We start from the raw sequence: 12,201 nt of genomic DNA on the forward strand, positions 1-12,201 counted from the left end.
AAAAGAATAAAATCTTCTTTAAGGCATTTTATTTTTAAGCAATGCCTTATAAAAAGAAATGTTATAACTTTGAATGGCTTAAAAAATAAAATATTTATTTGTTTATGCCTCTAGAAGGATATCCACATAAAGTTGAGCAATCTCGAGTTCTAAAGTCTTTGTATGTACTACGCACATTTGTAGCTCTTCAAAGGTCTCAATACAATCCTCCACAGCCATCCGAGCCCTTACCCTGTCAAGAGTATCTATTGGTTTCCTAGATACTACCTCATCGTTGTATATCGCCCATAAAGCATGTAACATAGTCACACGTATACAGTGGATTTGGTATTCTTCCAAAACATCCTCAGAATCACTCGTAAAAAGATTCGTTTCATTTTCTAAGTCTGTTTCAATCTCAGTACAACAACACAGAAGTTCTGAAACCGATAGCTGTTTTGCTCTTTTCTTTTCTTCATTCACTCTCATATCTTCCACACAGACTTTTACATAATTACGCAAATTTTTTGCTGTGCGGCACATAGCATATGCTTCCATAAGAAAATGGGGAGCAGTTCCCTCAAAAACATCACCAATATAAAGATTACTCAGTGCTTTCTTTGAAACATGAATTTCTGAATAGCACCAAAGGTCTTCTCTGTAGGATCTCCAAAAAGCAGCTTTCCTATCATAGAGCTTCTTGAAGATCTCCTGAGCAGATTTTCTTCGAAATAATAGTGCCTCTTTACACTGCTCTAAAATAGAGTTTTGCTCTTGGGCTCTCTCCTGAATTTCACTTAGATTTCGAGGAACACCTATCTTTAGAATCTGTTTTTTCTCTGTTTTAGAACCTTCCAAAACATCGAGTCGTGCAGAAAACCCACGAATCAATGTATCCTTTTTCTGCTCTAAGTCCAACTCCCTTGCTAAATCAGCAATCTGATCCTGCATCTGTATAATCTCACTAGGAAGCTTCTTATCGAACCCTCCCTCAACACCAAATAGCTCTTTAGGCTCTAATCCATAGCGCTCCTTAAATTTAAGAAGCGCCAATCCTATACTTATTAAGAGCAGCCCTAAAATCATGCTGCTCATCCCTAAAAGGTACGTAGAGAAAACTCCCAAGAATACCATCCCCAGGCATACGAAAAGAGTCCCTAAAATAATAAGACAAACGATCACGACATTAAAGACGTGGTGAATGCGAATACTCGCCGTTTCTATAGGCCCAAAAGGGAAAAGACTGTGTTTACAAGAAGTAAGTTCTGAAAAACTTAATATCTCCGAATAAATAGACACAACCACTCCATACGACAGCTCTCAGAGAGATTTTATAAAATAATTTCTCAGTTTTAATATTTTTTTACAAACCGTTCTTCTAATTCAATAATTCTTGAAATTCGCCTCTTGAAGTATGTTGTAATACTATTTGATATTAAGGATGATAAACGTACCCTCAACTCTCGAAAACAGAAAACAGAAAACAGAAAGGATCGTTCTCTTTCTTCCACAAAGGAAGGATAAGCTCTAATCTGGGAATTCCTATCTGATTGGTATTAGAAAAAATTACCCTAGAGAAAACTACCAAAATCTATAAACCTTGAATGTGTAGAACTGCTAAGAGAGGCAACTATGGTCATCATAGTTTAGAAACGCTCTCTTCTGTGCTTTAGTAGGAGATCTGTAAACTAAGTTTCTTCTGTCACTATATCTTTTATCTTATGGATCAGTTCTAGTTCCAATGACTTTATTACGTCTTGAAGTGATCGTAACTCTTTTTCAATCTCTGTGAGTTTTTCAAAATACGCAGATTTTATAGCACCTCTGAACTGGAGCTTACGCACCAGAAGGGCGTTCAACCCAGTAGAAGCCGCCCTCATTCGATTTTCACATTCTTCAAGAGTTAGGCCAGAAGTTACTGTTCCAGAAATAAGGAACTCATAATGATGCAGAACTATTTCGCTATTTAAATAATTCAAAATTAAAAGCTGTTGATACGGACTAAAAAGTTCAGGATGGGAAAGATTTTCAGGATCTAGCCCCTGATTTTTAAGGGCTTCTTCATTTTTTTTCATTTCTAAGAGAGACTCAGTTCTACCCATGAAAAGACGTGCCGGACTTTCTTTCTTGGCTCTATCCATAAGCTTTTTTGTTGCCCTATCGACAATATCAAAAGCTTTCTCTACTTCTTTAAATTCCCTACTCATTTCATTAATGAACTTCTTACGTTCCTGAGCTTTCACATCAAGCTTATCTAATCTAGAGGTTAATCTTATAAACAGACCTTTGATAGCCTCAATTTCATCATAATCTACCTTGAGTATACCTGGGGGGAGCAGAAAAAAATTTAATAGAACTTGGAGGTCTTTCCTAAGCCTATACAATTCTAAATATAATGAAGACTTTTCCTCATGCAAATCAAAAATATTGCTTTGGATCCCTTTAACCTGTTCTCCAAAAGTGGTAAAATTTCTTCTGGTTTCTAAAAATCTATCTCGAACAATAAGAAATTTAGTCACTTCGTCTTCTAAAGTTAGCCATTTCTCCATGCAATTGATAAATTTACCCTGAAGCTCTTGGCTTAGATCAGAGAAATCTTTCGTATGGAACTGAAACAGATTTTGCAACTTTTCAAATGTTACCCGCAACTCAGAGATGTCATTGGGGATCTCTTTCTTATGAATCACCAAAGAATCTAAATCTTGATCATAATAATCTAAATCTTGACGAGTCTTGTGTTTGTGACATAAGAAAACAATAAGAGCTACAGCCAATAAAACAAGACCTATGCAAAGTATGGGAAGCGCCGCTCCTAAAAGAACTCCGCAAGACGTATGAACAAGGAATGCAAGAGAACCAGATAAAAAGAAAATCCCAAGGATAAATAAAGCGACAACCACCACAGTAGAAACGTGCGAAGCAATACATCCTTTAGAATCTACACGTTGAGGATGTGGAGCAGGAGGTATGTTACAATAGGTGGGACGCTCATAGTCTTCCTTTAATCCAAGAAATCATCGTGAGCATCTTCAAACACACTATCATTACCATCTAATGATTCGCTCTCACTCAACAAATCCGTCGTAGATGCAACAAATGCCACATTTGCTCTGACTTGATCCAATTTAACTCTAAGAGTCTTGCGAATACGTGCTTTTAAGGCCTCATACTCCTCTAAGACTTTCTCTTGTTCCGAAGAGAAAGTTTGAGTTAAAAACTGCTCAACAATACGACATTGAACTTCATAAAGGCGCAATAAATGATACTGAATAAGAGTTGGTTCACAACTCAGATCTTCTACTACCGATTTCCTGACTTGAATATCAAGAAGTTCTGCTTTAGCTTTATCTAGTGCTTCTTGCAGCTCTTCTTCAGAAAAGACGGTTCTGTGTAAAGATGCTAATTTTTCTTCAAATGCACTCACAACTTCTTCGAAAAGTTGAATCTCTTTTTCAACGGAAAGCCTTGTTTTTAGGACTTCTAATAGTTCCCTCCTATAACCTTCGGGAAACACCTCCAGTTTCTCTACTTTCCTTTTGTCTCGATAACATTCCTGTTCTATCTTTACGTCTTTTAAAGCAGATTTAAACTTAGTCAACTCACAAGCAAGCTTCAATCCAGATTTCCCTACTTTCATGACTTCTTTTCGAAGCTTATCTATTTCACATTGAAGGCGATCTCCTTTTTTCCTTAAAAATTCAAGAGGCCCCCAGATATTCTTTAACTCAGTAAGTAACGCTACATCCCTTCCGTCTAGTTCCTTCCAAATCGTCTCGTATTTTTCGACTTCACGTCCAAACAGAAGAAGATCCCCCTCAAATGTAGCGAACTGACTCTTATGTTGAGCGACAACCTCTTTAAAGTCCTCCCACTCATCTAATAGAAAATTGCTCCATTCCTGAACTTCATTAAGCTCTTTTCTAAGATCTGCCCACGGTTGATATTCTAAAGTAATTTTTTGTTCTAATGATCTCGTGGCTTCTGAAAGTTTCCGGTGATAAGAGACAAAGAAAATCAGCCCCAAAATCAAGAGTAAACTTCCTAAGAAAACACCTGCGCCCCCGAGTCCTACAGTCAAGACAGAAAAACTAAAAATAGCATTTACAAGCAAGAGCATCCCCACACATAACAGGAGAACACCCAAGACAATCAAAGATACAGAAAGGATCAGAGACTTATATTTAGGTGGATGAACTCCTAAAGTTGAAGAGGGTTGGGGGGACGGAGACGGGAAACAATCACGGGCAATAGCGCTAGACATAACTTGCTTTTTACTTGAAGTTAACTACTTAATTTCCATACACTTATATGAATGAAGTTTCTTTTTGTCAACAAACCAGTAATACAAACATTTTAATAAAAATTTATAATATTTGTATTAAAACCAAATAAATCAATGAACAATAGCCCCGTTTATTAAACAAAGACACTATCGCTATAACGAAATTTCTCCGCTATCCTCAGCTTTTCTTCAATAATTCCTAGACGCTCAGAAATCGCACTCATGTCTCTCTCAGATTCAAGATCCTCTTTATATAAGGGAGTTTCATATTGAGGAACCTCTTTTTCAAGATAGAGAGAAAGTACATCAGGAACACGTTTCTCTTGAGATAAGAGCAAAATCAGGCTAAAAGAGAAAAGAAAAAGAGCAAAAATCAAGCAGCCGAGTCCTAGAGTAAAAGCAGCCCCCGCAGAAAGTCCAACCAGACCTATATCCAAACAAATGACAGATAAAATGGATAAGACAACTCCAAGAATAAGTAAGCCCCCCGCCACTATATAGGAGTTGATTCTCAAAGAAGTGTCTTCAGGAATAAAATCAACTTGAATACGATCAAATGTCACAGGATTCATGGTGCGTGCCTTGTTCTAGATTTTTCGCACCAAAGATGTTATCAATTATTTATTTTAAATAGCATGCAAAATAATACAATTTTGATTTGATGCTATCCCCTAAGACATATCCACGAAACTCTTTAACCATGCACGCACAAGCTTCATATAGCGTTGTGCGATTTACACCTCGAGACATCTATGACTGGGAAGGATTTCCAAGCATCATCTACAAATAAAATCCTACATATCTTAAACTAAAACGAAATGTATCTGATCTATGATTTCACTAACCAAAATGCTGCAAATTGAAAGGATTTTTATCTGTGAATGAATTAATTTTTGGATTCCAGACTTTCTCTGTTGTAGTTTTAGGAGTTTTCTTTGCCTCTAGAGGAAAGGCTTGGCTTACAGGATGGCTATCGCTGCTCTCAAGCATCATGAATGTCTTTGTTCTAAAACAAATCCATCTCTGGGGTTTTGAAGTTACGTCTGCTGATGTCTATGTGATTGGTTTGCTTACTTGTCTAAATTATGCCCGAGAGCACTACGAAAAAAACGATATCAATGATGCTATGCTATGCTCCTGGGTCATCTCCATAGCGTTTTTGGTTCTCACCCAGCTACACCTATTTTTAATCCCCTCACCTAACGACTCTTCTCAAGAGCATTTCTTAGCTCTTTTTTCTTCTACTCCAAGAATCGTAGTAGCCTCTCTGGTCACTTTAATTTTCGTTCAGATCGTGGATATAAAACTCTTTACCTTCCTTCAACGAGTTTTTTCAAAGAAATATTTTGCAATGCGCTCAACAATTTCCCTGCTCTTTTCTCAACTCATTGATACCATAATATTTTCATTTTTAGGATTGTATGGATTGGTCAGCAATCTTTGTGACGTTATGATCTTTGCAATGCTAGTCAAAGGCATTGTAATTACACTAGCTATACCGACTCTAACAGTAACTAAAGCCGTTTTAGATCGTCGTTCCTCTTAAGCTAAGAAATTAACAGCTTCACCTATACCCTCTAACATCCTTTCGGTAAAGGAGAGGTTCTGCACACAAGTAAAGGTTGAATTACAATAGAGAAGTAGGCTTAGAATTATTGCGACAAGGAAAGCAAGGAAGCACCCTATAATATCAAAGACAAGAATCAGAACCCCTAAACCTAAAATCTCAATAACAGCTTGAAGCACCTCGAATCTGTACTTCATTTTATCTCTAGGATGGATCGGCCCTGAATGCGCTTCTATCAATCGAATGATTCCACCAATGGTAGAAATGATAGGAAGGCTACGATATAGCCTATGGTGTATTGGAGTCTTCTTAAAGTCATGAATACGATAAGGAGTCTCTTTAAGTTCTGAATCAACAAAATACCTTCCCTGGACCAAAGCTCTTAAAGACTTAGGCCAGGAGGAAGCTACATTTGCAAAATCTTCATAAGATTCGAAAAACACTTTTTTAGACAAAAAAATTAAAAAACAAAACAAATATACATTATTATTCATTAAAATAAAAGTTTTAAAAAGATTAATTTTCTTAAAACAAAATATCCCCAATAAAATATTGTACCTACCAGCGCCTATCCGTATTAAGACCCAGGAATTCAGAAAGCTCCTTTGGAGTAAAAGACCCTACTTTAAATCTAAGAAATCCCAAGCTAGGGTCAGATAAAACAAACCCTATTTACTTAAAAATTTTGTCATTGTAAACTTCCTCTTCCCTAAAAGACACATCCACCTTGTTCTTTATAGTTAAGGATCTAGTTTGGCACTCAAATTCCATCTCATCCATCAATCTAAGAAATCCCAAGCTAGGGTCGGACAAATAGAGACCAGCCATGGAGTGATCGATACACCCGCATTTGTCCCCGTAGCAACTCACGGAGCTTTAAAAGGAGTGATTGATCACAGCGATATTCCTCTGCTCTTCTGTAATACCTACCACCTTCTTCTTCATCCAGGCCCAGAAGCAGTAGCTAAACTTGGGGGGCTGCACCAGTTTATGGGACGTCAAGCACCAATCATTACAGATTCCGGGGGATTTCAAATTTTTAGCCTAGCCTATGGTTCTGTAGCTGAAGAAATCAAAAGTTGTGGCAAAAAAAAAGGCATGTCCTCTCTAGTTAAAATTACTGATGAAGGCGCATGGTTCAAATCCTATAGAGACGGGAGAAAGCTATTCCTCTCTCCAGAACTCTCAGTACAAGCCCAAAAAGATCTCGGAGCTGATATTATTATCCCTCTAGACGAGCTTCTCCCCTTCCATACAGACCAAGAATACTTCTTAACTTCGTGTTCCCGTACGTATGTCTGGGAAAAACGTTCTTTAGAATATCATCGAAAGGATCCTAGACACCAATCCATGTATGGGGTAATCCACGGAGGCCTCGATCCAGAACAACGTCGTATTGGCGTTCGTTTTGTTGAGGATGAGCCATTCGATGGCTCTGCTATCGGAGGCAGCCTAGGAAGAAACCTTCAAGAAATGTCTGAAGTGGTTAAAATCACCACTTCATTTCTATCAAAAGAACGTCCCGTACACCTATTAGGAATCGGCGATCTTCCCTCCATATACGCTATGGTCGGCTTTGGCATAGACTCTTTCGACAGTTCTTACCCGACTAAAGCTGCCCGTCATGGTCTTATCTTATCAAAAGCAGGACCCATCAAAATCGGTCAGCAAAAATATAGTCAGGACTCTTCCACTATAGACCCCTCGTGCTCTTGTTTGACCTGCTTGTCAGGAATCTCTAGGGCATACCTGAGACATCTTTTTAAAGTAAGAGAACCTAACGCTGCTATCTGGGCTTCTATACATAATCTACATCACATGCAACAAGTGATGAAAGAGATTCGTGAAGCCATCTTAAAAGATGAAATCTAAGTCTCCTTTCTAAAGATTCCACGTCTAAAAAACTCTAATTTTTCCATTTATTTTCAAAAAAATCTGTAAAGATTTCTTTATTTAGATCACAAAACACTCTCTTATTTATAAGAATAAAAAAAATTAATTTTTATTAAAAAATAATTAATTTATCGGATTTTAAACCAACTTTTTATAAAATTGATTCTATAGTTTTTTAAAAAAAAAGGGAATTTTTTATATGTCGAAGGAAAGCATTAGAAGTTATTCTGAAATTTCTACTCCAACGCCGATATTCAGAGAAACGCCCTCGAAAGAAGGCGTGGCATATAAACTTCAGCTTAGATCACCAGCTAAAGACTGCATACTCAGGAATAGAGTATCTCTAAAAGGAGCTCTATTAAGATCCATTCCATTTTACGGATCATTCTTAGGTGCTAAAAGAATCCATAGTGCCTGGTCTGCAAAAGATGCCCCCTGCACAACTAGAGTGTATCACTACCTAGTCGGTGGGCTTGAGTTATTGGGACTCGGGGTTGTTGTTCTAGCGTGTAAAGTACTCGCCACCGCTCTAAAGTTTTTATTCTCTAAAGCCTCCTCGAAGATAAAACAAATGAAATGGCGAGAGAAAGCGCGCAACCTAGCAGCCAAAGATACGGTACAATCAATAAAAGAGTTCTGTTCCGTTGATCTTACATCTTGCTTTACAAGATGTTTCAGGCTTCGAAATAGAGTGGTAGAGGAAGGTGCATCTGAAAACCAAACAGTAAGAGAGATCATTGTATAATCTCATAGTTTTCTATGTATTCTTAAACAAGGATATACGCCTATAAAATCGCAAGAAAACTTTCTCATACTTCAATAAAGAAACGAAGTACCTATACGTAGCAGCTACTAAGAAAAAAGGAATCCCCACTTCTCTTAGTAGCTGCTATTATTATAAAAGACGTAATTTAATAACGTAGACCGCCTAACCCCATAGCATTGTCTTCCCTCCCACAATAGCGCACAGAATCCGAAAATTATAAAAGTCTTAATTATGAAGAATTTTAAATAAATGATTGAAAAACTCGTACTATTTCAAAGATCTTAGCATTTTATAAAATAAGCGCTATCTTCATAATCCGCTTTATATAAACATTTTATTTTATCTAAAATTAGATTAGGATGCACTACGTTACAAGTATGAAATAGGCATCCAAATGGTAAACAGATACAAGAGCTCTGCAGAATTTTCCGCTGATCATTACTATGATGACAACCTGGTTCGGATGGGGTATAAAAGAAACTTAAGAGGACTAGCTCCTGTGGAGAATGAAGTCTGTCTTTTTGAGGAGAATAACCTACTCGAATCTGTCATGGCGTCTATACCAATTATGGGATCGATACTTGGCTTAGGCAGACTTCATAGTGTTTGGTCTACACAGGACCCTAAAGATAGTAAAATCTCTATAATTTTCCATACTGCACTTGGAATTCTAGAAACCCTAGGTCTAGGAATCATTGTTCTCCTTATTAAAATAACGATTACTATTCTCCTTATTCTATTTACTCCATGTCTTCTCTGTTATTTCATGTATTCTGCTGCTTATAGTGATTTTCATCCTATTTAGTTAGGTTCTAACATTCTCTATTTAAAAAAGGCTTTGAATGTTCCTTGACAAGTAGACGAGCAACCTAAAGTTTCCTTCGGAGAATCACGAGTTTTTCTTCAGGTTACATCTCAGTTTTAGAGGAAACTAAGACGTAGAACGTTTGTGTTGCGAATCCATCTTAATCATGAATGATTCTCATATGGCACAAGCAGTTCTCCAAGCTCTCTACCAGTAAGAAGTGGGGTATAGGAGCTTTGGCTACCGTAGGCTCCAATCTCACACACGATCCTTCGGACAACTTGTAAAACTCGGCATACTAGCATTAGGGTCTGAAACATCCTGGCATAGAAAGCTTCTCTCTCGCATGGAAACAAGTCGTTTCAGAATTCATGATTCTAGCTGTTTTATCGAGCCAATTCTGTAAGGTGAAAAGTTTTTAAAACCTTGGGAGAAGTTGCGAGAATTAAATGCTTTTGAATTAACTCAACCTGAAGAGTATCGAAACCGTTGGGTTTTGATGCCTTGTCTTAAGTGTCGTTTTTGTAGAACGCAACATGCAAAAGTCTGGTCTTATCGTTGTGTCCATGAAGCTTCTTTGTATGAGAAAAATTGTTTTCTTACTTTGACTTATGATGATAAGCATTTACCTCAGTATGGTTCGTTGGTAAAGCTGCATTTACAGCTGTTTCTTAAGAGATTAAGAAAGATGATTTCTCCTCATAAAATTCGTTATTTTGAATGTGGTGCGTATGGAACCAAATTACAAAGACCTCATTATCATCTACTTTTATCATGACATAAAGATTTTTTTAAAAATCTTAAAAAGAAATGACCTAAGGACTGTTAATTATATGGAATTTTTATTACGAGTTTCATTAAAATGTTCGGCTAAAAAGTTAAAGTACGATGCTAATAGGCAGATACAGTAGTGATGACCAATTCACTGAAGCAACAAAAAACACCCCAACCATAATTAAGCTAGGTTTTGTTAGAGATAATCTCGAGGGATTAACGAACCCTATCTCTGAAATCGTCTCGGAAACCTCCTCTTCTATTAAAGATTCCGTTCTTCGCTCTCTTCCTATTTTAGGGTCCATTTTAGGATGCGCCCGACTTTACAGCACACTCTCTACAAATGATCCTCTTGACGAAACTCAAGAAAAGATTTGGCACACTATATTTGGAGCCTTAGAAACCTTAGGCTTAGGGATTCTCATCCTCTTATTTAAAATTATTTTTGTTATATTACACTGCATATTTCATCTAGTTATTGGGTTCTGCAAATAACAACAATTAATCCACGCCTACGGCGTAATTAAATTGTATCTTTTTAGAAAAAGACAAGCGTATAATATACATTTAAAAATCCTAAAAAAAATAAGAAAATGAAGCCAAATAGTATTATTTTTTTAGAAAATACTAAGCATTATCCCGACATCTTTCGAGAAGGATTTGTTCGTGATCGTCATGGACTAATGGAAGCCTCGGATTGGTTACTTTCTACGGAAATTACGATCATTCGCTCCATTCTGGGAGCTATCCCTATTTTAGGAAATATTCTTGGAGCCGGACGACTCTATAGCGTTTGGTATACAAGTGACGAAGATTGGAAAAAACAAGTGGTTTGACACACGATATTTGGAATCCTAGAAGTTCTTGGCCTTGGGATTCTTGCTTTAGCATTAAAGATTCTCCTAACCACCATTTATTACTTGCTACGAGGCCTCTGGAACGTTTCCTTTATGCTTATAGAGATCTTTTCCGCACTGGTCCCTAATTATCCAGTACTTGTTTAAAACTCTTTCACAATAAAATTTTTACTTATGACTAAAAATGCTATAAATTCACAAACAACAACCCCACAACCCAATTTAACAGACGCAGAACCTATCGCTAGCCGTGCGCAATGTAAATCAATAGCGGTAATCATTAGTTTGTTTGCTCTGGGAATGCTCCTACTCTGTCTGGGGATAATTCTTATTTCCATACCTATTCCTGGACTTGCTGCACAAGTTGCTCTCGGCCTCGGAATAGTAAGTTTAATCTTAGGAATTGCTTTAGCCAACATAGGTTTCCTATGTTTATTACTTAGATGCAAGCAGGTTCCCCAAAAACCCGATACATTGCCCTCTGAAAGCTCTAAACAGCCTTCCGAGGGAAGCACTCCCACCGCACTCCCATGGCAAGCTGGAGAATTTTTAGAAAAAGTACAAGTATCTGCAACCCCTATACTCCTTCCCAAGAACAAAGATGAAGAGTTATCAGCAAAAGTTATGAAAGAAGGAGCCGAAGCAGCTTCTTCAATTAAACAAGCTGTTCTAGAATCTACAGAGAAATTAATCGATGCTAGAAAACAAGAGGAGAGCCGACGAGAGGCTAGGAAAAAAATCGTGGCGGAGGAGGCTGAAGCATCTAGAAAACGTATTCAACAGCAAATGGCAGCCGACCAAGAAGCGTTAAGAAAACGAAAAGAAGAAGTAGCTAAAAGAAAGTAAGCTATTTTTAATAGAAAAAGAATGCCATACTATGCAAACACCCTGGAGTTCATCCAGGGAACTCAAAGTCTATGTCCTTTATTCAAATATGGGTTTGTAAGACACCATTATAAAGGACAACTAGAAATCGAAGATGCTTCTCACGACTGGGATTTCTTAGAACCCCCTTCTACATGGAAACGCACTCTCCTTGCTGCAATTCCTATTCTAGGATCCGTCATAGGTCTAGGAAGACTCTTTAGCATCTGGTCCATTAGAGAACCCCAGGACTCTCAAGAATACAAGTCTATATTCTGGCACACTCTATGTGCTGTCCTAGAAATTTTAGGACTCGGGATTGTAGCTCTTATTCTAAAGATCTTAGCAACCTTTATTATGGCAATGCCAGGTTTAAAGAGAGTTGCAACTTTCCTATTTTATTCTTAAGAGTTA

Annotated in this window: 14 protein-coding genes; 9 read left to right on the forward strand and 5 right to left on the reverse strand. The window is 37.4% G+C overall.

Annotated features, from left to right (window positions below; genetic code table 11):
- Positions 1 to 102 precede the first annotated feature (102 nt).
- The 4 genes from CPB_RS01075 to CPB_RS01090 form a co-directional block, all read right to left on the reverse strand.
- Positions 103 to 1,278, reverse strand: coding sequence for an IncA family protein (locus tag CPB_RS01075; RefSeq protein WP_226989990.1), 1,176 nt, complete (start codon positions 1,276 to 1,278; stop codon positions 103 to 105).
- Positions 1,279 to 1,667: 389 nt separating this feature from the next.
- Positions 1,668 to 2,882, reverse strand: coding sequence for a hypothetical protein (locus CPB_RS01080; protein WP_010882865.1), 1,215 nt, complete (start codon positions 2,880 to 2,882; stop codon positions 1,668 to 1,670).
- A 98-nt stretch (positions 2,883 to 2,980) separates the two neighbouring features.
- Entirely contained in the window at positions 2,981 to 4,240 is a 1,260-nt protein-coding gene (locus CPB_RS01085) for an IncA family protein (protein ID WP_010882866.1), read from the reverse strand.
- A gap of 155 nt (positions 4,241 to 4,395) precedes the next feature.
- Entirely contained in the window at positions 4,396 to 4,833 is a 438-nt protein-coding gene (locus CPB_RS01090) for a hypothetical protein (RefSeq protein WP_010882867.1), read from the reverse strand.
- A 287-nt stretch (positions 4,834 to 5,120) separates the two neighbouring features.
- Here CPB_RS01090 and CPB_RS01095 point away from each other — a divergent pair, with 287 nt between their 5' ends.
- Positions 5,121 to 5,807, forward strand: a complete 687-nt coding sequence (locus CPB_RS01095) for a queuosine precursor transporter (RefSeq protein WP_010882868.1) — start codon at positions 5,121 to 5,123, stop codon at positions 5,805 to 5,807.
- Here the strand turns inward: CPB_RS01095 and CPB_RS01100 are convergent.
- Entirely contained in the window at positions 5,804 to 6,271 is a 468-nt protein-coding gene (locus CPB_RS01100) for a hypothetical protein (RefSeq protein ID WP_231853728.1), read from the reverse strand. The two genes, CPB_RS01095 and CPB_RS01100, sit on opposite strands and share 4 nt — an antisense overlap.
- Positions 6,272 to 6,581: 310 nt before the next feature.
- Between CPB_RS01100 and tgt the strand changes: the two genes are divergently transcribed.
- The 8 genes from tgt (at position 6,582) to CPB_RS01140 (ending at position 12,195) form a co-directional block, all read left to right on the forward strand.
- A complete protein-coding gene (gene tgt, locus CPB_RS01105) occupies positions 6,582 to 7,700 on the forward strand; it encodes a tRNA guanosine(34) transglycosylase Tgt (protein WP_010882870.1) in 1,119 nt (372 codons plus the stop codon).
- A 301-nt stretch (positions 7,701 to 8,001) separates the two neighbouring features.
- Positions 8,002 to 8,466 carry a hypothetical protein gene (locus tag CPB_RS01110; RefSeq protein WP_226989991.1) on the forward strand — a complete coding sequence of 155 codons (465 nt, stop codon included), beginning with the start codon at positions 8,002 to 8,004 and terminating at the stop codon, positions 8,464 to 8,466.
- 415 nt (positions 8,467 to 8,881) lie between these two features.
- Positions 8,882 to 9,292, forward strand: a complete 411-nt coding sequence (locus CPB_RS01115; protein WP_010882872.1) for a hypothetical protein — start codon at positions 8,882 to 8,884, stop codon at positions 9,290 to 9,292.
- A 436-nt stretch (positions 9,293 to 9,728) separates the two neighbouring features.
- Complete coding sequence (locus CPB_RS01120; protein ID WP_010882873.1) at positions 9,729 to 10,070, forward strand: rolling circle replication-associated protein; 342 nt, start codon at positions 9,729 to 9,731, stop codon at positions 10,068 to 10,070.
- Positions 10,071 to 10,180: 110 nt separating this feature from the next.
- Positions 10,181 to 10,561: a hypothetical protein gene (locus CPB_RS01125; protein WP_010882874.1), complete on the forward strand. Its 381-nt coding sequence runs from the start codon at positions 10,181 to 10,183 to the stop codon at positions 10,559 to 10,561.
- A 98-nt stretch (positions 10,562 to 10,659) separates the two neighbouring features.
- Positions 10,660 to 10,902: a hypothetical protein gene (locus CPB_RS01130; protein WP_010882875.1), complete on the forward strand. Its 243-nt coding sequence runs from the start codon at positions 10,660 to 10,662 to the stop codon at positions 10,900 to 10,902.
- Between the two features lie 195 nt (positions 10,903 to 11,097).
- Positions 11,098 to 11,769 carry an IncA family protein gene (locus tag CPB_RS01135; RefSeq protein WP_010882876.1) on the forward strand — a complete coding sequence of 224 codons (672 nt, stop codon included), beginning with the start codon at positions 11,098 to 11,100 and terminating at the stop codon, positions 11,767 to 11,769.
- Between the two features lie 21 nt (positions 11,770 to 11,790).
- Entirely contained in the window at positions 11,791 to 12,195 is a 405-nt protein-coding gene (locus CPB_RS01140; RefSeq protein ID WP_010882877.1) for a hypothetical protein, read from the forward strand.
- Positions 12,196 to 12,201: the final 6 nt, after the last annotated feature.

It is taken from the genome of Chlamydia pneumoniae TW-183 (assembly GCF_000007205.1).
In the GTDB taxonomy this organism is placed as follows: domain Bacteria; phylum Chlamydiota; class Chlamydiia; order Chlamydiales; family Chlamydiaceae; genus Chlamydia; species Chlamydia pneumoniae.

Excerpts from the sequence above, each read along its gene's own strand:
- CPB_RS01085 (WP_010882866.1), bottom strand. The coding sequence starts at position 4,240 with ATGTCTAGCGCTATTGCCCGTGATTGTTTCCCGTCTCCGTCCCCCCAA.
- CPB_RS01090 (WP_010882867.1), bottom strand. The coding sequence starts at position 4,833 with ATGAATCCTGTGACATTTGATCGTATTCAAGTTGATTTTATTCCTGAA.
- CPB_RS01115 (WP_010882872.1), top strand. The coding sequence starts at position 8,882 with ATGGTAAACAGATACAAGAGCTCTGCAGAATTTTCCGCTGATCATTAC.
- CPB_RS01125 (WP_010882874.1), top strand. The coding sequence starts at position 10,181 with ATGCTAATAGGCAGATACAGTAGTGATGACCAATTCACTGAAGCAACA.
- CPB_RS01130 (WP_010882875.1), top strand. The coding sequence starts at position 10,660 with ATGAAGCCAAATAGTATTATTTTTTTAGAAAATACTAAGCATTATCCC.
- CPB_RS01135 (WP_010882876.1), top strand. The coding sequence starts at position 11,098 with ATGACTAAAAATGCTATAAATTCACAAACAACAACCCCACAACCCAAT.
- CPB_RS01140 (WP_010882877.1), top strand. The coding sequence starts at position 11,791 with ATGCCATACTATGCAAACACCCTGGAGTTCATCCAGGGAACTCAAAGT.